Annotated in this window: 22 protein-coding genes; 9 read left to right on the top strand and 13 right to left on the bottom strand. The window is 63.2% G+C overall.

Translation table 11 applies throughout. From position 1 onward, the window contains the following. Positions 1–17 precede the first annotated feature (17 nt). Positions 18–1,079 carry an agmatinase gene (speB, locus tag XB14_RS02115; RefSeq protein WP_077959978.1) on the bottom strand — a complete coding sequence of 354 codons (1,062 nt, stop codon included), beginning with the start codon at positions 1,077–1,079 and terminating at the stop codon, positions 18–20. A gap of 224 nt (positions 1,080–1,303) precedes the next feature. Between speB and XB14_RS02110 the strand changes: the two genes are divergently transcribed. Together XB14_RS02110 and XB14_RS02105 are read left to right on the top strand one after the other, a co-directional pair. Next, positions 1,304–2,350 carry a LysR substrate-binding domain-containing protein gene (locus tag XB14_RS02110; protein ID WP_077959977.1) on the top strand — a complete coding sequence of 349 codons (1,047 nt, stop codon included), beginning with the start codon at positions 1,304–1,306 and terminating at the stop codon, positions 2,348–2,350. A gap of 75 nt (positions 2,351–2,425) precedes the next feature. Next, entirely contained in the window at positions 2,426–3,604 is a 1,179-nt protein-coding gene (locus XB14_RS02105; protein ID WP_077959976.1) for an aminotransferase, read from the top strand. A gap of 24 nt (positions 3,605–3,628) precedes the next feature. Here the strand turns inward: XB14_RS02105 and XB14_RS02100 are convergent, their stop codons facing one another. The 7 genes from XB14_RS02100 to XB14_RS02070 form a co-directional block, all read right to left on the bottom strand. Then, complete coding sequence (locus XB14_RS02100) at positions 3,629–4,474, bottom strand: DMT family transporter (protein ID WP_077959975.1); 846 nt, start codon at positions 4,472–4,474, stop codon at positions 3,629–3,631. A gap of 218 nt (positions 4,475–4,692) precedes the next feature. Beyond that, entirely contained in the window at positions 4,693–6,126 is a 1,434-nt protein-coding gene (locus XB14_RS02095) for an aldehyde dehydrogenase family protein (protein ID WP_077959974.1), read from the bottom strand. A gap of 16 nt (positions 6,127–6,142) precedes the next feature. Continuing rightward, positions 6,143–6,877, bottom strand: coding sequence for an MBL fold metallo-hydrolase (locus tag XB14_RS02090; protein ID WP_077959973.1), 735 nt, complete (start codon positions 6,875–6,877; stop codon positions 6,143–6,145). Between the two features lie 10 nt (positions 6,878–6,887). Beyond that, positions 6,888–7,982 (bottom strand): ABC transporter ATP-binding protein, encoded by a 1,095-nt coding sequence (locus XB14_RS02085; protein ID WP_077959972.1) that lies wholly within the window; start codon positions 7,980–7,982, stop codon positions 6,888–6,890. Further along, positions 7,979–8,770: an ABC transporter permease gene (locus XB14_RS02080; protein ID WP_077959971.1), complete on the bottom strand. Its 792-nt coding sequence runs from the start codon at positions 8,768–8,770 to the stop codon at positions 7,979–7,981. Before XB14_RS02080 ends, XB14_RS02085 begins: the two co-directional genes overlap by 4 nt. A gap of 2 nt (positions 8,771–8,772) precedes the next feature. Continuing rightward, complete coding sequence (locus tag XB14_RS02075; protein WP_077959970.1) at positions 8,773–9,657, bottom strand: ABC transporter permease; 885 nt, start codon at positions 9,655–9,657, stop codon at positions 8,773–8,775. A 107-nt stretch (positions 9,658–9,764) separates the two neighbouring features. Beyond that, positions 9,765–10,859, bottom strand: a complete 1,095-nt coding sequence (locus tag XB14_RS02070; RefSeq protein WP_077960037.1) for a polyamine ABC transporter substrate-binding protein — start codon at positions 10,857–10,859, stop codon at positions 9,765–9,767. A 118-nt stretch (positions 10,860–10,977) separates the two neighbouring features. Here XB14_RS02070 and XB14_RS02065 point away from each other — a divergent pair, with 118 nt between their 5' ends. Continuing rightward, a complete protein-coding gene (locus XB14_RS02065) occupies positions 10,978–11,595 on the top strand; it encodes a TetR/AcrR family transcriptional regulator (protein ID WP_077959969.1) in 618 nt (205 codons plus the stop codon). A gap of 43 nt (positions 11,596–11,638) precedes the next feature. Further along, positions 11,639–12,031, top strand: a complete 393-nt coding sequence (locus XB14_RS02060) for a YybH family protein (RefSeq protein WP_077959968.1) — start codon at positions 11,639–11,641, stop codon at positions 12,029–12,031. 10 nt (positions 12,032–12,041) lie between these two features. Here the strand turns inward: XB14_RS02060 and XB14_RS33040 are convergent, their stop codons facing one another. The 4 genes from XB14_RS33040 to XB14_RS02045 all read right to left on the bottom strand — a co-directional run bounded on the left by XB14_RS33040 (position 12,042) and on the right by XB14_RS02045 (position 16,175). Continuing rightward, the gene (locus XB14_RS33040) at positions 12,042–12,191 is read right to left on the bottom strand and encodes a hypothetical protein (RefSeq protein ID WP_179119510.1); all 150 of its coding nucleotides are present in this window, start codon (positions 12,189–12,191) and stop codon (positions 12,042–12,044) included. Between the two features lie 134 nt (positions 12,192–12,325). Further along, complete coding sequence (locus tag XB14_RS02055; protein WP_077959967.1) at positions 12,326–13,240, bottom strand: transglutaminase-like domain-containing protein; 915 nt, start codon at positions 13,238–13,240, stop codon at positions 12,326–12,328. 257 nt (positions 13,241–13,497) lie between these two features. Continuing rightward, positions 13,498–14,811: an NAD(P)/FAD-dependent oxidoreductase gene (locus tag XB14_RS02050; protein WP_077959966.1), complete on the bottom strand. Its 1,314-nt coding sequence runs from the start codon at positions 14,809–14,811 to the stop codon at positions 13,498–13,500. Next, complete coding sequence (locus XB14_RS02045) at positions 14,808–16,175, bottom strand: glutamine synthetase family protein (protein ID WP_077959965.1); 1,368 nt, start codon at positions 16,173–16,175, stop codon at positions 14,808–14,810. The genes XB14_RS02050 and XB14_RS02045 overlap by 4 nt, the downstream gene beginning before the upstream one ends. 172 nt (positions 16,176–16,347) lie before the next feature. Here XB14_RS02045 and XB14_RS02040 point away from each other — a divergent pair, with 172 nt between their 5' ends. Both XB14_RS02040 and XB14_RS02035 read left to right on the top strand, forming a co-directional pair. Further along, positions 16,348–17,040: a GntR family transcriptional regulator gene (locus tag XB14_RS02040; protein WP_077960036.1), complete on the top strand. Its 693-nt coding sequence runs from the start codon at positions 16,348–16,350 to the stop codon at positions 17,038–17,040. A gap of 331 nt (positions 17,041–17,371) precedes the next feature. Then, positions 17,372–18,475, top strand: a complete 1,104-nt coding sequence (locus XB14_RS02035; protein ID WP_077959964.1) for a M24 family metallopeptidase — start codon at positions 17,372–17,374, stop codon at positions 18,473–18,475. A gap of 79 nt (positions 18,476–18,554) precedes the next feature. On the opposite strand, the gene XB14_RS02030 is transcribed toward XB14_RS02035, so the two are convergent. Further along, positions 18,555–18,812, bottom strand: a complete 258-nt coding sequence (locus XB14_RS02030; protein ID WP_143348189.1) for a hypothetical protein — start codon at positions 18,810–18,812, stop codon at positions 18,555–18,557. 145 nt (positions 18,813–18,957) lie between these two features. Between XB14_RS02030 and XB14_RS02025 the strand changes: the two genes are divergently transcribed. The 3 genes from XB14_RS02025 to XB14_RS02015 all read left to right on the top strand — a co-directional run bounded on the left by XB14_RS02025 (position 18,958) and on the right by XB14_RS02015 (position 22,175). After that, positions 18,958–19,674 carry a FadR/GntR family transcriptional regulator gene (locus tag XB14_RS02025; RefSeq protein WP_077959962.1) on the top strand — a complete coding sequence of 239 codons (717 nt, stop codon included), beginning with the start codon at positions 18,958–18,960 and terminating at the stop codon, positions 19,672–19,674. Next, positions 19,671–20,843 carry a PLP-dependent transferase gene (locus XB14_RS02020; protein WP_077959961.1) on the top strand — a complete coding sequence of 391 codons (1,173 nt, stop codon included), beginning with the start codon at positions 19,671–19,673 and terminating at the stop codon, positions 20,841–20,843. The genes XB14_RS02025 and XB14_RS02020 overlap by 4 nt, the downstream gene beginning before the upstream one ends. Positions 20,844–20,912: 69 nt before the next feature. Further along, on the top strand, positions 20,913–22,175 hold the full coding sequence (locus XB14_RS02015; RefSeq protein WP_077959960.1) for an ABC transporter substrate-binding protein: 1,263 nt from the start codon (positions 20,913–20,915) through the stop codon (positions 22,173–22,175). Positions 22,176–22,253 lie beyond the last annotated feature (78 nt).

Below are 22,253 nucleotides of genomic sequence, written 5' to 3'. Positions count from 1 at the left end.
GAACCTGTTGCCTTGCGTCAGGCGGACTTGCCCCTGATCGCCGGGCTGAAGACCATGAGGCTCAGGATCTCGAACAGCACCTGCGCACCCGCATGGGCCGTATTGGTGGTCGAGTCATATTGCGGCGCCACTTCGACGACGTCGCCGCCGACGAGGTTGATGCCCTTGAGGCCGCGGATCAATTCCAGCACTTCGCGGGTCGTCAGACCGCCGACCTCAGGCGTGCCGGTACCCGGTGCGAAGGACGGATCGAGGCTGTCGATGTCGAAGGACAGATAGGTCGGGCCGTCGCCGACGATCTTCTTCGCTTTCTCGATGATCGCGGGAATGCCGAGGCCGGTCACTTCCTCGGCGTGGATGACGGTCATGCCGGACTCGTAGGAGAACTCCCAGAGATATTCGGCCGAGCCGCGAATGCCGATCTGCACCACACGGGTCGGGTCGAGCACACCGTCGAGCACCGCGTTGCGGAACGGGCCGCCATGGTGGAACTTGGTGAGGTCGTAGGCGCCGCCGGTGTCGCAATGCGCGTCGATGTGGATCATACCGACCGGGCGCTTCTTGCCGATCGCTTTGAGGATCGGGTGGGTGATCGAGTGGTCGCCGCCGACCGACAGCGGCAGCACGCCGGCATCGACGATCTGGTTGATGCGCTTCTCGATGTCCTCATGGCTGAGTTCCAACCGGTAGCGGCTCTGGAACGGCACGTCGCCGATATCGGCAACCCGCAGCTCCTGTACCGGCGTGCAGCCGAGCACGTGGTTGTAGGGGCCGATGCGTTCGATCGAGCGCAGCGCCCGCGGTCCGAAGCGCGAGCCCGGGCGGTTGGTGACGCCGAGATCCATGGGAATGCCGACGATCGCCACCTGCAGATTGCCGAAATCCGGGTTTTCGGCATCGACGGGCATGTGCGGCGCCGTCAGGAAGGTCGGGATACCGGAATAGGGCGCGAGACGCGTGCCGCTCTTGTTGAAGATCTTGTCGGCGACCTTGCGGAAAGTCGGATCGAACAGCTCGCCGCCATGGCTTTCGCCGTATTTCGCCTTCAGTTCGGCAAGCTTGTTGTCGTTCCAGGCCATCGATTCAATCCTCCGTCTTCCATAGCCTGAGGCATGCGCGCAAGGGCGCCACAGATAACTGTCCGTGGAAGGGGCCGGCTCGTCCGGCGCGTTCATGTTCCCCAGGCGTTTTCGCCTTTGTTGATGAATATTAGGCGGCAATTCCCCTAGAAAATCAATTGACATTGTTATAGCGTTTCGTGTGAGAAAAATTCACATGACAGCAACCGCCGGAACGTCTCGATTTGTCCAGCCGCCTGCCTCCTCTCAACCCCTTGCGTGCCTTCGAAGCGACAGCGCGGCGGGGCTCCGTTTCGGCAGCCGCGCGTGAACTCAACGTCACCCACGGAGCGATCAGCCACCAGATCCGCGCACTTGAACTCTCGGTGAAGGCTGCCCTGTTCGAACGCGGCGGCAAGCGGCTGAAGCTGACGCCGCAAGGCGCGTTGCTGCTGCCGGCCGTCACCCACGCCTTTGCCGAGATCGCCGCGGCGACCGCGGCGATGACGCGGCCGACGACGAGCGGCGAACTCCGCATCACCTGCGTCCCGGCGCTGCTTTCCTTCTGGCTGATCCCGCGGCTGCATCTCTTCACGGAGCACTATCCGGACGTGCGCCTGACGCTGATCGCCTCCAATGACGAGGCCTATCTGCATTCGCCCGATGTCGACGTCTGCCTGATCTATGGCGACGGCAACTGGTCGGGCGCCTGGGCCAAGCTCTGGAGCCGGCTCGAACTCTTCCCGGTGGTGAGCCCGACGCTGCTCAACATGCGGCCCTTGCGCTCAGTGCGCGACCTGCGCGACCACGTGATGCTGCACGGTGACGACGGCCGCGAATGGAACACATGGCTGGCCGCAGCCGATGCCAGCGACGTGCAGCGCGGGCGGCAGCATTTCATGAGCGACGCGCGGCTTTCGACCGAAGCGGCGCTGCACAACCAGGGCGTGGCGCTCGGCGACACCATTACCGCCGGCAGCCTGATCGCTCGCGGCGAATTGATCGCCCCCTTCGACCTGACGGTGCCTGCCAACGACGCCTTCTTCGTCGCCTGCCGCAACGAGGTTTTGGCCGCACCGATCGTGCGCATCTTCATCGACTGGATGTTCGCGACACTCGAAAGCGACCCGATGCCGGAACTGCAGACCTCGGCGCGCACGATTATTCGCAGCCGCACCTCGAAATCCGAACCGACAGATCGTAAATCGGACAAGAACGGCTTTCAGCCGGTCTCGGCGCCAAGTCGTGACCGCCGGACCGATCGTCCGCAGAAACGTAAAGCCAAGGCCTGAAGCGGGATGAGGAAAAGTGTATACGGTTTTCCGCCCGCATCCCGCTTGAAACTATCTAACGCAGGAACACCCGCCATGCCGCATTTCAACCCGCTCGTCGAAAAGCTCTCGCCGCCGCCCGTGCCTTCGGTGCTGGCCTGGGCGAAATCCTACGACGGCTCCCGTGGTCCGCTGATCGACCTGTCGCAGGCGGTGCCCGGCTATCCCGCCCACCCGGACATGTTGGCATGGCTCGGCGAAGCCGCTGCCTCCACCGCCTATACCGGTTACGGCGCGATCGAGGGTGAAGCGGAACTGCGCGACGCCTATGCCGGCCACGTCGCCGGGCTCTATGGTGCTGCGGTCACCGCCGACAACATTCACATCACCTCGGGCTGCAACCAGGCCTTCATCTGCGCGGCAATGGCGATTGCCGGTGCTGATGATACGATCCTGATGACCAACCCCTACTACTTCAACCAGGAAACGACGCTGTCGATGCTCGGCATCAACGTCGAGCTCGTGCCCTGTGACGCCGGCGCCGGCTTCCTGCCCGAGGTCGATGCGATCGCCGCAGCACTTCATCCCGGCATCCGCGCGCTCGCGCTCGTCTCGCCCAACAACCCGACCGGCGCCGTCTATCCGCCGGAGCTGCTCTCCCGTATTCACGAGGTCTGCCGTGCCAAGGGCGTCTGGCTGATCCTTGACGAAACCTATCGCGACTTCCTGCCCGATGCATCGGTCGCGCCGCATGGGCTTCTGGCGAGCGAAGGCTGGCAGGACAGCTTCATTGGCCTCTACAGCTTCTCCAAATCCTTCTGCATTCCCGGCCATCGCCTCGGCGCGATCACCGCCGGCCCCAAGGTCATCGAACAGGTGACGAAGATCATGGACAATTTGCAGATCTGCGCGCCGCGTTCGGCCCAGGCCGCCGTTGCCAAGGCCATCCCGGCGCTTGTCGAGTGGCGCCAGGCCAACCGCGCCGAGATTGCCGCACGCGCCGATGCGCTGCGCGATGTGATGAGCCGCCTGCCGAAGTGGAAGCTGCAGGCGGTCGGCGCCTATTTCGCCTATGTCCGCCACCCCTTCCCCGACATCGACTCGCAGTTCATCGCCGAGAAGCTGGCAAAGCTTGCCGGCGTCGTCTGCCTGCCGGGCGACTATTTCGGCGAGGGCCAGGAGAACTACCTGCGCTTTGCCTTTGCAAACGCCGACGCCGATACGATCCGCAAGCTCGAGGAGCGCCTGGCAAACTTTACGCCACCGGGCCTCTGATCACATCGGCCCAAGCGCGCGGCGTTACCCGCGCCGCGCGATCAGGATGCCGACAAGTACGATCGCGCCGCCGATCGCCTGCATCAGGCCGACGGGCTCGGCAAGCACGATCCAGGCGAGGATTGCCGCCACCACCGGCTGCAAGAGCAGCGTCAACGAGGAAAAAGCGGGCGGCAGATAGGCAAGCGCATAGGTGATCGCCACCTGCCCGCCGGCATGGCTGACGAAGGCAAGACCGAACAGCATCGCCCAGCCGAAGGCGGTCGGCGGCAACAGCGTCGGCTCCGACAAGAGCACGATCGGCAGCATGCAGATGGCAGCCGAGGCCGTACTCCAGACCATGATCCTGATGGTGCTGAACAGGCTGCGCAGCCGGCCGATCGCCAGGATGTATCCGGCATAGAACATCGCGGCGACAACGGCGACGCCGTCGCCCAGCAAATTGCCGTCACCAAGCGCCATCGGCCCTCCCTTGAGGGTGATGACGCCAACGACCGCCGTCACGAGCCCAATGGCAAAGATGACGCTGATGCGGGCGCGGAAAAGCAGCCAGCTGGCAAGCGTCACGAACACAGGAGCGAGGTTTGCCAGCAGCGTGGCGTTGGCAACCGATGTTTTGGTCAGCGCATAATGCCAGGCGGCAAGATCGATCGCCAGGAACACGCCGGGCAGGATCAGAAGCGCATATTCCGAGAGCTTTTCCGGTCGCCGCCCGCCGGCGCCCTCGGGGCGGAACCAGGTCCAGGCGAGAAGCGGGATCAAGGCCAGCGCCACGCGCCAGAAGGCGGTCGCCATCGGCCCCACCTCCGACAGCCGCACGAAGATCGGCGAGCCGCCGATCGCAGCGCCGCCGATCAGAAGTGCGGCCATGGCAAGGCGATTGTGGGAGGAACCGGTGGCGGGTGCTGGGGTCACGGCAATGTCGCTATTCTGCTGGCGGGCGATCGTCGCGCCCTCGACAAGGCAGCTAACAGAAGACCGACATCGGCGACAGTCGCAATAAATCGCCCACCCGAACAATAGCGGCCGCCCTGCACAAACAGGGCGGCCGCCGATTTCTCCGTCTGACCGACGCGATAACTCAGTTGTCAGGCAGCGTCGGGAACGTGAACGGTCTTCACTTCGAGGAAGTCCTCAAGGCCGAACATGCCACCTTCACGACCGTTGCCCGACTGCTTGTAGCCGCCGAACGGGCTGCCGTAGCGGTGCGGTCCGCCATTGATATGCACCATGCCGGCGCGCAGGCGCGCGGCAACACGCTCCGCACGTTTCGGGTCACCCGTCTGTACGTAGGCGGCAAGACCGTAGTTGGTGTCGTTGGCAACAGCGATCGCTTCCTCCTCGGTATCGAAGGGGATGATCGCGAGCACCGGTCCGAAGACCTCCTCACGGGCGATGCGCATGTCGTTGTTGACGTCGGCAAAGATCGTCGGCTTGACGAAGTAACCGGTCTCGAAGCCCTCGGGCTTGCCGGCACCGCCGACGAGCAGCCGCGCACCTTCGGCAATGCCTGCCTCGATCAGCGCCTGCACGCGGCCGAACTGGATGTGGCTGACGAGCGGCCCGATATGGCCGCCTTCCTGCGTGGGGTCACCCACCTTTGCTTCACGGCCGACGCGCTTGGCGATCTCGACCACCTGGTCGTAAACGCTACGCTCGACCAGCATGCGGGTCGGCGCGTCGCAGGACTGGCCGGAATTGTTGAAGCATTCGAGCACGCTGCCGGTGACGCGGTCTTCGAGATCGGCATCGGCAAAGACGATGTTCGGCGACTTGCCGCCGAGTTCCAGCGTCACGCGCTTGACCGTCTCGGCCGCATCCTTGCTGACGGCAATGCCGGCCCGGGTCGAGCCGGTAAACGACATCATGTCGATGTCGCGGTGCTTCGAAAGAGCAGCACCGGCGTTGATGCCATCGCCATTGACGAGGTTGAAGACGCCGGCCGGGAAGCCCGCCTCATCGATCATCTCGGCATAGAGCATGGCGTTGAGCGGCGTGAATTCGCTCGGCTTCAGGATGCAGGTCGAGCCGGTCGCAAGCGCCGGCACCACTTTCAGCGCGATCTGGTTGATCGGCCAGTTCCACGGCGTGATCAGGCCGCAGACACCGATCGGCTCGCGCAGGATGACGTCACCGTTCGGCAGCCGGTCGCGGCTCTTCAGCCGCTTCAGCGCATCGATGAAGCCCTGCAGGTGACCGACGCCGACATCGGCCTGCTGTTCGCGGGTCATGGTCTTCGGCGCGCCGAGTTCCATGGTGATGGTGTCGACCATCTCGTCATAGCGACGCTTGTAGACGGCGAGCAGCTTTTCGAGCAGCGCCAGGCGTTCCTCGACGCTGGTCTGGCTATAGGTGGCAAAGGCCTTCTTGGCGGCGGCCACGGCGCGGTCGATGTCCGCGGCCGTGCCCATCGAGATCACGGCAACCGGCTTTTCCGTCGCCGGGTTGAGGACTTCGAGGTCGTTGGCAACGATGGGATCCACCCAGGCGCCGTTGATGTAGAACTTGCGTTTGTCGAGCATTCGCTCCTCCTTCCCGTCAGTTTGTCTTTTGTTTTTCCGCGAGCCAGTTGCGGATCAGCGTGCGATAACGCTCGCCCGAAAAGCTCGGAAAATGTCCGCCGTGAACGATACGTGCGGGTATCTTCAGCAGCCGTTCCATCGACGCCAGATAGTCGTCGGCATTGGAATGGTAGGTGTCCTCGATCAGCGGCCCGTCATAGAGAATGTCGCCGGAGAACAGGATGCCGGTCTTCGCCTCGAAGAGCGCGATGCCGCCCGGCGAATGGCCCGGCGTGTGGATCACCTCGAACACCCGGTCGCCGAGATCGATATGGTCGCCGTCTTCCAACAGCCGCGTCGCCGGCGCCGCCTTTACCGCATAGGTGGTGGAGAGATACGGCTCCGGTGGCAGCGCATCGAAGATCTCGTCGGCAACATAAGGATCGGCCAGCGTGTTCTTGCGCGTCGGATGGGCGAGAAGTTCCGCCTCGGCAACGTGCACGCAGCGGCAGTCGAACTCATGATGGCAGCCGATATGGTCGAAATGCGTATGGCTGGCGACGGCGTCCAAGGCCCGCTCGGTGACGAGCGGCACCCATTGCCGAAGCGACACCACACCCATGCCGCTATCGACCAGCATGTCACGATCGCGACCACGCACGTGCCAGATGTTGCAGCGGTAGAATTCCTGGATATAGGGCTCGTCAATCGCGGTGACGTCGTCGTCGAGCCGCCTGACGCGATACCAGTCCTTGGGAGCAATTCTCTGCATGGTGCTACGCTTATCCGCCTGTGGCGGGCAAGGCTACGACGTCGGCTGCGCGCACGGCAAGTGGCACGATCTCGCCTTCGCGCACGCTTGCCGATTGCGGCAGATGCGCCACCAGCGCACGGCTGTCCGTGGCGCAGGGCTGCAGATGGCAGCGATAATGCGTGCCGAAGAAGGCGCTGCCGGCGACACGTGCCTCGCCGAGCGCCACGGTCGGTCCTTCCGCCCGGTCGTCGGCACGGAAGTGCTCCGGCCGAATGGTGAGCGTGATGCGGTCGCCCGCCTTCGGCGAGGATGCGGTGAAATTGCCGGCCGGCAGCGCGAGGCTGCCGAGTGCCGTCTCGACGCGAGCGGAGTTTGCATCTGTCGCCGCGACGCGACCGGAGACGAAGTTGACCTCGCCCATGAAGCCCGCCGAAAACAGCGAGCGCGGCCGCATGTAAATCTCCGACGGGGGGCCGAAATCCTCGATCCGGCCCTGGTTCATCACCACGATGCGGTCGGCGATGGCCATCGCCTCCTCCTGGTCGTGGGTGACGTGCACGAAGGTCGTGCCGACCCGCTTCTGGATGGCCTTCAGCTCATCCTGCATCTGGCGCCGGAGCTTGAGATCGAGCGCGCCGAGCGGTTCGTCGAGCAGAAGCACGTCCGGATCGACGGCCAGCGCGCGGGCGAGTGCTACACGCTGGCGCTGGCCGCCTGAAAGCTCATGCGGCCTTTTGCCGGCCGATGCCTTCAGCCCGACGAGATCGAGGAAACCAAGCGCCTTTTCGTCGCGCTCGGCCTTGGCAAGGCCGCGCATTCTGAGCCCAAAGCCGACATTGTCGACGAGGCGCATATGCGGGAACAGCGCATAGTCCTGGAACATCGTCGTCGTCGGGCGCTTGGCCGGCGCCACATAGGTCATGTCCTGCCCGGCGATCGTCACCCGGCCGGCGCTGGGCGACTGAAAGCCGCCAAGGATCGACAAAAGCGTGGTCTTGCCGCAGCCGGACGGCCCGAGCAGCACGATGAACTCGCCGGCCCGGATATCCAGCGACACGTTATCCAGTGCCGTGAAGGCGCCGAAGATCTTGCTGACGTTTTCGATGGTGACGGAAGCGGTCATTGTTTTTTCGTCCTTCCGAACAGGGAAAGCTCGAGGAAGAGGAGTACGGCGACGGAGGCGAGGAACACCAGCGAGCCGATGGCATTGGTCTTGGGGTTGAGGCCGGAGCGCAGCATGCTCCAGATCTCGACAGGCAGCGTCACGTCGAAGCGGGACAGCAGGAAGGCGATGATGAACTCGTCCCAGCTGAAGGTGACGGAGAGGAAGAAGGCAGCGAGGATCGACGGCATCAGCATCGGCGCCGTCACCAGAGCCATCACCTTGAAGTCGTTGGCGCCAAGGTCGCGCGCCGCCCGCTCGATGTTGATGTGATGATCGCCCATCGAGGCATAGATGATGGCAAAGCAGAGCGGCAGGTTGATCACCACATGACCGATGCAGACGGTCAACAGCGACAGCGGGATATGCAGCGCATTCATCAGCGACAGGAGACCGAGCGCGATGATCAGGTAGCTGACCGTCATCGGCGCGATCAGCAGGCCGCGCTGCAACGCCGAGCCCGGCAGCTTGTAGCGCGCCAGCGCATAGGCCGCGAGGAACCCGAGCAGCACCGAGATGACCGAGGAGATGAGTGCCACGACCATCGAGTTGCCGAGTGCCGCCATCAGCTTGCGGTCGGCGAAGACCGCCTCGTACCATTGCAGCGAAAAACCGTTGAACGGCGGAACCGGAAGGCGGCCATCCTGAAACGAGAAGAGCACCAGCACGGCAACCGGCAGGAAGATGAAGGCGTAGACGAAGACGAGATAGGTCCAGGAGAGAACGCTTGCGGAGATCTGGCGCAGCATGGTCAGGCCCTCTCGATCTTCAGCCAGCGGGCGCAGGCGAGATAGGCGACGGTGACGGCCAGCATCAGCACGATCGACAGCGCCGCCGCCATCGGGAAATCCGCCCGGCGGCCGAGCTGCAGCATGATGATCTGCGGCAGAACCAGCTCGTTGTTGCCGCCAAGGATCTGCGGCGTGACATAGTCGCCGATGCAGAGCACGAAGGTGAGGAACGCGCCGGTCATGATGCCGGGCAGCGTCAGCGGCAGCACCACGTGCCAGAAGGTCTGGAAGGCATTGGCGCCGAGATCGGCGGCCGCGCGGCGGTAGTTCGGAGAAAGCTGGATCAGGTTGGAATAGATCGTCAGCGTCAGGAGCATGACGAAGAAGTGCACGAAGCCGATCACCGTCGCCGTGCGGGTACTGGCAAGCTGCAATGGCTCCGAGATCAGGCCGACGTTCATGAACAGCTGGTTGATCACGCCGTTCTTCGACAGCACCAGCAGCCAGGAATAGGAGCGCACCACGTAGGAGGTCCAGAACGGCAGGATCGCCAGGATCAGCGCCATGCGCTGGAGCCGCTTCGGCACCCGCTCGGCGATGATCCAGGCAAGCGGATAGGCGAGCAGCACCGAGATCACGGTGACGATGACGGTGATTTCCAGCGAGTTGACGAGCCCCTGGAACAGCGCGTTTTCGGAAAAGAAGCGCGCGTAGTTGTCGAGGTTCCAGACGCGGACGAGATCCCGCCCTTCCCGCTTCCAGAGGCTCATCGCCCCCATGAAGGCGAAGGGCACGACGAAGAAGGCGATGGTCCAGAGCAGCGCCGGGGCGACGAAGCCCCAGGCCTTGCGCCGGTCCGCATCTTCAAGCGCTGTCGCGGATGTCAAGGTTCCGGCGTCTGCCATGGCTATCCCGGGCTCAAGGTTTGCGGGCATGGTTTGCCCTTGCGCCGCCGCAGCGGCCCACAACGAAGGTCAGGCGGGCGCAGCGCTAGCCGCGCCCGCCCTCGTCGTTACTGCTGCAGCATTTCCGTCCAGGCGTCCTGGAACTGCTGGTCGAGTTCGGCCGACGGGATCGGATAGAGCTGCGTCTTCTTCAGGTATTCGGCCTGCTCGTTGAAGCGCAGTGCCGTCTTCTGCTGGTCGTTCATGTGCTCGCCCGCCTTGGCATTGGCCGGCATCGCCCAGTAGCAGGACGAGGTCGCAAGCCGCGCCTGGCCCTCGGGGCTTAAGATGTACTGGACGAACTTCAGCGCCAGATCCTGCTTGGTCGAATCCTTCATGACGCCGATCGACTGAGCCCAGCGCACGGCACCCTGCTCGGGAATGGTCCAGTCGAGGCTCGGCTTGTCGGCCGAGAGAACCGCGGTGATCCACTCGCCGCCGCCGACGAGGATGTCGACTTCGCCGGTCGCAAGTGCCGTTTGCGAGGAGACGACGTCGCTCACCTGCTTCGACACGGCCCGCATCGCCGCGAGCTTTTCCTTGATCGCCGGCATGTCGGCTTCGGTGAGCTCGGAGGTCTTCTTGCCGAGACCAAGCCCGACGAGGCCGATCATCGGCAGATAGTAGTCATAGAGCGCGATGCGGCCCTTGTACTTGTCCGACCAGATGACCGACAGGTCCTGCATGTCCTTCGGGTCGACCTTGGTTTTGTCGTAGGAAATCGTGTTGTAGCCGAACTTCTCGGTGACGGCGTAGGTCTTGCCGTCCTTGGTGTTGTTCGCCTCCATGCGCACTTCCGGGAAGATGTCTGCCGTCGGCAGCGCATCGGCCGGCATTTCGGCGAGCAGGTCGAGATCGATGGCCCGGTGCACATCGACGCCGTCGATGACGAGCACGTCCCAGTCGCCCGGCTGCGACTGATCGAGGATCGACAGCCCTGCCCCGGTGCCCTCATAGACCTTGACGTTGACCTTCACGTCATTGGCCTTCTCGAAGGGTTCCAGAAGCGCAGGATCGGTGTGGTCGCACCAGACGAGCGCATTGAGCTCTTCCTGGGCGAAAGCGGGTGCGGGCGCTGCGACTGTGGAAAGCGCGGCGATCGCGATTGCGGCCGTGGAGGAGAAAAAACGGCGCAGGCGCGCACCGTCACGAACTGACTGCATCATGCTGTTGCCCTCTTGTTTTGACGCTCGTTTCGGCGTCTTCAAAAAAAGATTGAATGAATTCATTTTTTAAGTCAATCTCAATTTTGAACCAATTCATAATTCGGGGAAACATCAGATGACGGGACTGCGCGCACGGCAAAAGGCCGATCGGAACCGGCGTATTCTCGATGCCGCCGCCGCGCTCTTTCGCGACGTCGGCTATGACAGCGCGCGCATCGAGGACATTGCCGAGCGCGCCGAGATCTCGGTCGGAACCTTCTACAACTACTATGAAAACAAGGGCGATATCCTGCTTGCGACCGTCTCGATGGAAGTCGAGGAAGTGCTTGCCGCGGGACGGGCGATCGTCGAAACCCCGCCCGCTTCGGTCATGGGCGCGCTCGATGCCTTGATCGGCGTCTATTACGACCACTCGCTCTATTATCTGAGCAAGGAGATGTGGCGCACCGCCATGGCGATCGCCATCCAGCAGCCGGAAAGCCCGTTCAGCAAACGCTATACCGAACTTGACGGCCGGCTCTGCGAGCAGGTCTCGACCCTGATCCTCAAGCTGAAGGGCAAGGGCGTCGTCGCGATCGACATCGATGCCGAGGCGGTCGGCGAGATGTTCTTCAACAATCTCAACACGATGTTCACCGAGTTCGCCAAGCGCGAGCCGATGACGCTTGACGATCTGAAGGCGCGGGTTTCACGCCAGAACCGGCCGCTGGCGACGCTGATCGCAGCGCGCTGACGGTCACGAAACGTACCCTCCACGAACACACCAAGGGAACCTGATGTCAGATCTCGAACAGGCGGTGCTCGCCGCTGCCGACCGCCTTGTCGATGCTTTTGCCCGGCACGACCGTGCCGCCTATTTCTCGGCCTTTTCACCCGATGCCACCTTCATCTTCCACACGCTCGACCGGCCACTGAAAAGCCGGGCGGAATACGAGGCGGAATGGTCGCTTTGGGAGGAGCGGGATGGCTTTCGCGTACGCGCCTGCCGGTCGAGTGAACGGCATGTTCAGACGGTGGGCGATGTCGCGGTCTTTACCCACCGTGTCGAGACTGACCTGGAATTCAACGGCTCGCGGGCAATGGCGGACGAGCGCGAGACGATCGTTTTCAAGCGGACGGTGTCAGGGGAATGGATGGCCGTGCACGAGCATCTGTCGCGCCACGGCTGATATCGAGAGGTCAGAAGGCGCCAAAGACGACGGCGCTCACAAAGGAAAAGGCCGCAACGATGGCAATCGCATGCGGGACCAGATGGACGAGCGACCGGCGCTGAGGTGCAGATGCATAAAGCGCGTACCGGGTCTGGATCATCGGTCTCGAAGCGTTCATCGCGTCTCTCCGTTTCTCGTTCGCGGACCGTAACCCGCTTTCCTCTGTTCTCCTATATTCTCGATTGAGTTTATAGATATTATTTTTCGCTAAATGCGTATGTCGTAAAAAATCGGTTCGGCGGGACGTCGTCGTCAATGCCGATTGCGGTCGCGGTCCTGCAGGTGTTTCGACCAGGTCTCGCTGAACCACGGGGTCAGGAGCGAGACATCGGAGGCGCGGTGAGAACCCTTGAGTGCGCTGTCAGCCTCGACGCAGGTCCAGACGGTAAAGGCTGTCAGTTCGTGCTTGCCGAAGGTCTGGATCAGCGGAATGTCGGCTGCATCGCGGCCACGGGCGACCGCTATCCGCCCGGCTCGCCGCTGGTTGTTCTTGGCGTCGAACGTATGCCAGCGGTCGCCGAGGAAGACCTCGAACCAGGCGTTGAAATCCATCGGCGCCGGATTTTCGCTTTCCGGTATGTCGGCCATGTACCCGTTCACATAGCGCGCCGGCATGTTCATGCAGCGACAGAAGGTGATCGCCAGATGGGCGTAGTCGCGGCTGACGCCGACGCGATCCTCGTGCGTCTCGAGCGCCGTGCGCATTGCCTGGGCATAGCCGTAGCTGAAGACCAGCCGCTCATGCACATAGTCGCATATCGCCTGCACCCGGTCCCAGCCGGCCGGCACGTCGCCGAAGAGCCGCCAGGCGAGCGCGCCCAGCCGGTCCGTCTCGCAATAGCGGCTGGCCGCCAGATAGGGCAGCGTTGCCGGCGGCAGGGTTTCCACCGGCACCGCATCAGCCAGCGGATCGGAGGCATCGAGCCTGCCATCGTCTTCGATGACCGCGTCGTAGGTGAGCTTGAAGTCTCCCTCAGGCACGGTCATCCGCAGGCAGCCATTGCCGTGCGGGTCGGTAATCTCTTCCATCGTCACCAAGGGAGATGGCAATGGCCCATGCTCGCGGCGAAGCCCCGGCCGTCGTTCCTTCACCACGGAAAGGTAGGTCATCATCGGTGTTGGTTGTGGACAGCGAATGCCGATTTCATAGCCAAAGCGCACGAACATCTCAGACCTCCAAGTTCGACGGGAAGCAATCCTTCCCGCCTGCCCTGCCCCGCCAAAAGCGCGGCGCCCCCTTGGTATCCGTCGTAGGGACCGCAATCGGTCCCAGTGCCAGCAAATCTGCAGACCCGCCCGTAACCGGGCGGGCCGACGTCAAGCCCGATACTAGCGCATCGGGCAGCGCGACGATATCTCGATCGTCGCCAAAACGCCGCTCGCCCCGCACGGGTTCCCTGCGACTGCGATGCTGTGCGTCCGGCCTACAGCCCGACAGCATCCTTGAACTGGTACCACCAGGAACCGATCGTCGAATATTGCGCCCGGAACATGCGCCCGCCCGGGAACGGATACCAGGGCAGCCTTTCGAAGACGTCGTAGCGGGTGCTGTCGCCATCGATCGCCTCGGCGAGCGTGCGTCCGAAGAGATGCGACCCCGTCACACCATGCCCACTGTAGCCGTGGGCGAAATAGGTATTACTGCCGATGCGCCCCATCTGCGGCACGCGGGTGAAGGAGAGAGCGAAGTTGCCGCTCCAGGCATAGTCGATCTTCACGCCTTTCAGCTCCGGGAACACCTTTTCGAGATTGGGCTTCAGCTTGGCAACGACGTCGGCCGGGTCTGTTCCGCCATAGACGGTGCCGCCGCCGAAGATCATGCGCTTGTCGGCCGAGAGCCGGAAGTAATCGAGAATGTAGCGCACGTCCTCGACGCACATGTCGCTCGGGATCAGGGAATGGGCCAATTCCTCGCCGAGCGGTGCCGTCGTGATCATCTGCGTCGAGACCGGCATGACCCGCGAGACGAGCTTCGGCACCGCGTCGCCGAGATAGGCATTGCCGCAGAGCACGACGATGCGCGCGGAAACCTCGCCGCTCTCAGTGTAGACGGTTGGCCGCGCCGCCTCGTGATCGACCCGCGTCACCGGCGACTGTTCGTAGATCGTGCCGCCTATGCTTTCGAAGGCGCGCGCCTCGCCGAGCACGAGATTGAGCGGATGCATGTGGCCGCCAGTCGTATCGAGCATGCCGCCGCAATAGGCATCCGATCTGACGAGCTTGGCGAGCGCCTCGCGGTCGAGAAGCTGGTGATCATCCATGCCATATTTGCGCCAGAGCGCCTGCTTGGCCTCCAGTTCCTTCATATGCGCCGGCGTATAGGCGGCATAGATGTTGCCGGGCTTCAGGTCACAGTCGATCTGATATTGGCTGACGAGCCGGCGGATGATCTTGCCGCCCTCCTGCACCAGCCCGCCGATGAAGCGCGCGGCATCGTCGCCATAACGGCGCTGGATCGTCGACAGGCTGGCGTTGAGGCCGTTGACGACCTGGCCACCATTGCGGCCCGAGGCACCCCAACCGACCTGCGCGCCCTCGATAACGACGACCTTGTAGCCTTTTTCGGCCAGGTGGATCGCCGTCGACAGGCCGGAATAGCCGGCACCGACGACGCAGACATCAGTTTCGACCCGGCCCTGAAGCCGGACGGGCGTGCGGATGATGTTGCGCGAAGCGGCGTAGTAGCTGGTCGGATAGCGGCCGTCACCGGCATAGGATTTCTGTTTGGTAAGCATCAGACGATTTCCAGATAGGCGCTGAATTCGTAGTCCGTGACCTGCTCGGCAAAGCCCGCGATCTCCTGGCGTTTGCAGGCGATCAGCATCGAGCGCAGCACGGGATCGAAGATTTCGGCGGCAATCGGTCCTGCCTCGAAGCTATCGACCGCCTGCCCCCATTCCGAGGGAATTTTGGGCAGTTTCTCCGCTGCATAGGCCCGACCCGAAACCGGCGCCGGCGGCTTCCACTTGTTGCGGATGCCGACCAAGGCGGCACCGAGGATCGCGGCGATGACCAGATAGGGATTGGCATCCGCACCGGCAACGCGATGCTCGATGCGGCGCGCGGCGGGATTGCCGCCGGGGATGCGGATCGCCGAGGTGCGGTTCTCGTAGCCCCAGCACACAGCCGTCGGCGCATGCGTATCCGGCCGCAGCCGGCGATACGAATTGAAATGCGGCGCAAACAGCAGCGTCGTCTCCGCCATGCCACGCAACAGGCCGGCAACAGCGTTCTTGAGGATCGACGAGCCTTCGTCGCTGCCATCGTTGAAGACGTTGTTGCCCTCCCCGTCGAGCAGGCTGAAATGGATATGCAGGCCATTGCCCGAACGGGTGCCGTAGGGCTTGGCCATGAAGGTTGCCGCGAGCCCGTGTTTGCGGGCCACACCCTTGACGATGCGCTTGAAGAAGATGGCATCGTCGGCCGCCTTCAAGGGATCGTCGGTGTGGAGCAGATTGATCTCGAACTGGCCGATGCCGTTCTCGGCGATCGCCGCATCGGCCGGCACGTTCTGCCGGGCGCATTCCTTGTAGACGTCGGAGAAGAACTCGCCGAAATCGTCGAGCTCGTCGATGGAGAGGATCGCGTCGGAATCGAGCCGCTTGCCGGTATAGGGCGAGATCGGCGGCACCGCGCTGTCGGGCTCAGGATCGATCAGATAGAACTCCAGCTCGGTCGCGACGACGGGACGAAGACCGAGCTCCTGGTATTCGCGCACGACCGCCGCCAGTGCCTGGCGCGGATCGGCCAGAAACGGCTTGCCGTCCTCGAGCTGCAGCCAGAGCGGCACCAGGGCACTCGGCCGCGAAGTCCAGTTGACCGGCAGCGCGCCGCGGCCGGTGACGCCGCAGATGCCGTCGCGGTCGCCGCTCGCAAACACCTGCTCGCTGTTGATGATGTCCTCGCCCCAGACGTCGACGCCGACGATCGAGAGCGGCATGCGGATGCCGCCGCCGAGCACCTTGCCCGCCTGTTCCACCGGCACGCGTTTGCCCCGCATGATACCGTTGAGGTCGCAGACGACAGCCTGGATGCTTTCGATCGGCCCGTTCTGCTCGAGCCATGCCTTGAATGCGCTGGGATCTTCCGCGTCGAGCGACATATCGCAAATCTCTTTTTGTGATCACATTTTCAGAAAGTTGACATAATTCAGGAATTGGAGTCAAGCGTGAGCAATGCTATCAGACGTTTGACCTAGAGCGGGACGAAGGAAAGTGTATGCGGATTCCGCGCGCGCCCTCTTCCGCGATGATCTGGCAGAAGGACTTGCGCTCTTGAAACCCCTCGTCTTACCGCCACTTGCGCGACCCGACGGCATGACCACGCATGACTACGCCTTCAACCGGCTGCGCCAGGCGATCATGGTCGGCGCCTTCCGCCCCGGCACCTCCGTCACCATCCGCGGGCTCGCCGAAGCACTGGAAAGCAGCCCGACGCCGGTGCGCGAGGCACTGCGCCAGCTCACCTCCATCGGCGCGCTGCAATTCCTCGAAAACCGCCGCATCGTCGTGCCGCACATCACGCCCGCCCGTTTCGAGGAACTGATCTCGCTGCGCATCGCGCTCGAAAGCCATGCCGCCCGCCGGGCCATCACCCATCTTTCCGAGCGCCAGATCGAGAAGATCGCGGCGATCGACGACAGCATCGAGACGGAGATCCGTGGGGGTGACAAAGTGGCGGCGCTAATTGCCAACCAGGCGTTCCACCGCATGATCTACACCGCCAACCCCGATCCAGTCGCCATGCCGCTGATCGAGAGCGTCTGGCTGCAGCTCGGCCCCATCCTCGGCATCGCCATGGAACACGTTACCGAGCTCTATGTGGTCGACCGGCATCGCGAGGCGATCGACGCGCTGAGGCGCCGGGACGAGGGTGCCGTTGCCGACGCGATCGCCGCCGATATCCGCGAAGGCATCGGTGGCTTCGACCAGCAGGCTGTCGCACGCCTTCTACGGCTGGCCGCTTGAGCAATCGTCGGCGCCATAAATTTTAGTGTGACTAAAATTCCGTATTGACAACGCTACGACGCGGCACCAAAGTCGTGCAAATACAGACGCATAGCGACGGGGAAAAGATCAGCCTCCCGGCCCTGTGCTTGTGCATTCGAGGGGGAGGAGTCCGCTTGAAGAGCCAAAGAGCGACGTCCCGGGGCAGCACCTGCGCCGGTCCCAAGCATTCCCCGTAAACACTGCTTCCTGCCGGCCCCTTCGGCCACCCAATCGTCTGCCGATGAGCGCACACATCTCTGTGCGCCAGCGGTGAGCGCATTTCATTCCTCAAACCAGAACTGGAAACATCATGTCGGAACTCACCAACAGCCGTTTTGCAGCGCTCCGCCGCAAGATGGCCGAAAGCTGTGTCGGCCTCGTCGCGCTGGCGCCGGGATCGCACATGGATTGGCTGATCGGCTATCATCCACATCCGGACGAACGCCCCTGCCTGCTTTTGATCGGCACTGAAAAGGAAGCCTTTCTGATGCCGGCGCTCAACGCCGAAGGCACGCGCGAGCACACTGACATCGCTTTCCGCAATTGGGCGGATGACGCTGGCCCGACCGAAGCGCTGGCTTCCGCCCTTGCCGATGTCGGTGCTGAAGCCCCCGGCCGCGTCGTTCTCGACGAAACCATGCGCGCCGATTTCGCGCTGCTCTTGATCGATGCGCTGCCCGCCGATACCGCGCGCGAGTTCACCCCGGCGACGCTCGGCGCGCTCCGCATGCGCAAGGACAAAAGCGAATACACGCTTCTGAAGATGAACGCCGGTATCGCCGACCGCGCCATGCAGGCAGCGTTTGCGAAGATCCGCCCCGGCATGACCGAGAAGGAACTGGCCGCCGAGATCCGCGGGCACTTCGCGTCCGAAGATGCGGCACCGGCCTTCTGGATCGTCGGCGCCGGCGGCAACGGCGCCTTCCCGCATCATTCGGCGAGCGAGCGGGTGATCGAGGAAGGCGATGCCGTCGTCATCGATATCGGCGGCCGCAAGCAGGGCTTCCCGAGCGACATTACCCGCATGGCGGTCGTCGGCCGCGCGCCCGAAGGTTACGGCCAGATCCACACCATCGTCGAAAGGGCCGTGCAAGCGGCGCTGAAAGCCGCCCGTCCCGGCGTGCTTGCCAAGGATGTCGACGCTGCCGCCCGCAAGGTGATCTCGGATGCCGGTTATGGCGAGTACTTCGTCCACCGCACCGGCCATGGCATGGGCATCGACGGCCACGAGCCGCCTTACATCACCGCGACGTCTGAAACCGTGCTGGAAGAAGGCATGGTCTTCTCGATCGAGCCCGGCATCTATCTTCCCGGCCGCTTCGGCATCCGCCTCGAAGACATCGTCATCCTGCGTGAAAACGGGCCGGAGGTTCTCTCGTCGCTTTCCCGCGACGTTCACGTCGCCAAGGCCTGATCAACCCAGGTCTGATGAATGTTGCGGCGCCCTCGGGCGCCGCAACTCTTTGGCCGGTTCGCTTGGCAGCACAGCAAGCTTATTGGGTCGGCCGCTTGCGGGGTTTCGTCGTCATGTTGCCGGCCGGACCATCCTTGCCGGGACGTTGCCTGTATCCCGGCTCCCGCTGTTCGACCGGCGGCCAGATCCAGTAGTAGCCATAGGGCTTGCGCTGGATCCCCTCATAGTACTCGCCCTTTCGAGTGCGCATCTGCGCTTCCGCGTCGCCCACGACCGCCACCAAAGCAAAGAACGCGCCGACCATGGCGACGGCAAACACAGTTCCTGATTTCAACATCTTCAAGCTCCTTGCCTCCCTGTCTACGCCTGCCCACGGAGAGGTCAACCGACGCGGGGCTTTATAAGTTCTCGCTTGACCACCTCCTTTGCCTTGATCATATTGATCAGATGTCAGACCAATTTGGCGCCGAGGGGGAGGCTGAATGACTGAACAAGCCAGAGCAGCGCTTCTGCCATTGCCGCCCGCCGACCGGGCGCAGCAGGTCATTGCCGCGCTCGCCGACTACGTCCAGCATTCAGGCCTGAAACCCGGCGACCGTCTGCCGGCAGAACGCGAACTGATGACAGCGCTTGCCGTCGGGCGCTCCACCATCCGCGAGGTCATCCGCCACTTCCAGGCGCTCGGCGTGGTCGAAGCGCGCAAGGGCAGCGGCACCTATCTCTTGCGCACGATCTCGGGCGCGACCGTCCATATGCCGCTCACCCTCGACACTGCGCACCTGCGCGACGTGCTGTTGATGACGCTCGAAGTGCGCCGCGGCATCGAGGTCGAGGCCAACATGGTCGCCGCCCGCCGGCGCACCGACGAAGACCTCGAGGTCATCGAAATCAAGCTCAACGAGATGGAGCGCGTGCACATCGCCAAGGGCACATCGGGTCCGGAGGACCTCGCCTTTCACCTGGCGATCTACGATGCCACCCATAATCCCCTGTTCCGGCAGTTGCTCGAACAGATGCGCGAGGCCTTCGAACGCTTCTGGGACCATCCTTTCGATCGCACGGATTTCGCCCGTCGTTCCTTCCCGTTCCACCGCACTCTCTTCAACGCGATCGCCGCTCAGGACCCTGACACCGCGCGCGAAGAAACGCTGAAAATCCTCGCGATCGTCGAGGAAGACATCAAGGAAATGTCCAAATGACCAACGGCCTCGATCCGTTCGACCACGCCTCGCTGATCGTCGCGCATGACGAAGGCCACGCCTTCGATGCCGTCGTGCCGCCGATCGTGCAGACCTCGCTCTTCACCTTCAAAGACTATGACGACATGGTCGCCTCCTACAAAGGCGAGCGCGTGCGGCCGATCTATACTCGCGGCCTCAACCCGACCGTGCGCATGTTCGAGGAGATGCTGGCGAAGCTGGAAGGCGGCGAGGATGCGATCGGCTTTGCCAGCGGCATGTCGGCGATCTCGTCGACCGTGCTTTCTTTTGTCGAGCCGGGCGACCGGATCGTTGCCGTCAACCATGTCTATCCCGACGCCTTCCGCCTCTTCGGCACGCATCTGAAGCGCATGAAGATCGAGGTGACCTATGTCGACGGCCGCGACGAGGAAGCGGTCGCGAAAGCGCTGCCCGGAGCCAAGCTCTTCTACATGGAAAGCCCGACGAGCTGGGTGATGGACACCCACGACGTCGCCTCCCTTGCGCGGCTTGCCAAAGACCAGGGCATCATCACCGCGATCGACAACAGCTGGGCAAGCCCGATCTTCCAGCAGCCGATCGCGCTCGGCGTCGACCTCGTCATTCATTCGGCTTCGAAGTATCTCGGCGGCCACTCGGACGTCGTCGCCGGCGTCGTCACCGGTTCCAAGGAACTGATCGGCCGCATCCGCTCGGAGGCCTACCCCTATCTCGGCGGCAAGCTTTCGCCCTTCGATGCCTGGCTGCTGATCCGCGGCCTGCGCACGCTGCCGATCCGCATGAAGTCGCACGAGCGTTCGGCGCTTGAAGTCGCACGCCGGTTGCAGGCCCACCCGCTGGTCGAAAAAGTCTGCCACCCCGGGCTCGGCAACACGCTGCCGCCCGGGCTCTCCGGCACGTCGGGCCTCTTCTCCTTCATCTTCCGCGAGGGCGTCGACGTCAGGCGCTTCGCCGATCATCTCGAACTCTTCAAGCTCGGCGTCTCCTGGGGCGGACATGAAAGCCTCATCGTGCCGGGCGAAGTCGTGCTGTCGCAGAAAGCCCGGCCCAATTCCGCGGCCGCCTTCGGCATCTCGCCGCGGTCGGTACGGCTCCATGTCGGCCTGGAGGGAACGGAGGCCCTCTGGAGCGATCTCGAAGCGGCGCTCGCCGTCGCTTCGATTGGCTGACAGGAGCGGGATTGAGATCCCGCTCTACCCACTTTGAACCAAAACCAACGAAGAAAAGAGGGAACAGAAATGAAGAAACTGATCACTGCCGCGCTTCTTGCCACCCTGATGGCTGGAAGCGCACTGGCCGATACCAAGCTGAAGCTGGTCGAGGTCATCACCAGCCCTGAGCGCACCGAGACGCTGAAGTCGATCGTCGCCAAGTTCGAAGCTGCCAACCCCGGCACGACGGTCGAGATCATCTCGCTGCCCTGGGGCGAAGCCTTCCAGAAGTTCGCCACCATGGTCTCGGCCGGCGAGTTGCCTGACGTGATGGAAATGCCCGACACCTGGCTGTCGCTCTATGCCAACAACGGCATGCTCGAAAGCCTCGAACCCTACCTCGCCAAATGGGAACACACCGGTGGCCTCACCGAGCGCGCGCTCGAACTCGGCCGCGACGTCAACGACACCGCCTATATGCTGCCCTACGGCTTCTACCTGCGCGCCATGTTCTACAACAAGAAGCTCTTGTCGGAAGCCGGCATCAACGAGCCGCCGAAGACCATGGACGACTTCGTCAAGGCGTCCGAAGCCGTCTCCAAGCTTCCGGGCAAATCCGGCTACTGCCTGCGCGGCGGACCTGGTGGACTCAACGGCTGGGTAATGTTCGGCGCGACCATGGCCGGCAGCAACACCTTCTTCAACGAGGACGGCACCTCGACCATGAACAGCGAAGGCTGGGTCAAGGGTCTGACCTGGGTGATCGACCTCTACAAAAAGGGCCTGGCGCCGAAGGACAGCGTCAACTGGGGCTTCAACGAAATCGTCGCCGGCTTCTACAGCGGCACCTGCGCCTTCCTCGACCAGGATCCGGACGCGCTGATCGCCATTGCCGAACGCATGAAGTCGGAAGACTTCGGCGTCACCACCATGCCGAAGGGCCCGAGCGGAAAGGCGTTTACCACCATCGGCTTTGCCGGCTGGTCGATGCTGTCGGCAAGCCAGAACAAGGACCTCTCCTGGAAGCTGATCGAGACGCTCGAAGGGCCGGAAGGCAACATCGAGTGGAACAAGCGTACGGGGGCGCTTCCGGTACACAAGTCCGCCGAGAAGGATCCCTTCTATGCCAGCGCTCAGTTCAAGGGCTGGTTCGACGAACTCGCCGACAAGGACGTCGTGTTGACGGTCATGCCGACCTACCTCGAGGAATTCGCCTTCTTCAAGGATTCGCTCGCCATCAAGACGACCCAGGAAGCCCTGCTCGGCGATATCACGCCGCAGCAACTCGCCGACCAGTGGGCCGACTACCTGACCAAGGCGCAGCAGAAGTTCCTCGCCAGCAAGAAGTAAGCCTTTGGCCGGTGGCGGTTCGCCGCCATCGGCCCTCATGATCTCAAGCGGAATGACGCGTGCGCGGTCTCCGCCCGT

The organism is Ensifer adhaerens, from assembly GCF_002007205.1.
In the GTDB taxonomy this organism is placed as follows: domain Bacteria; phylum Pseudomonadota; class Alphaproteobacteria; order Rhizobiales; family Rhizobiaceae; genus Ensifer; species Ensifer adhaerens_D.
The sequence above is the reverse complement of the archived record's forward strand: the minus strand, read 5'-3'. Positions and strand labels throughout refer to the sequence as shown.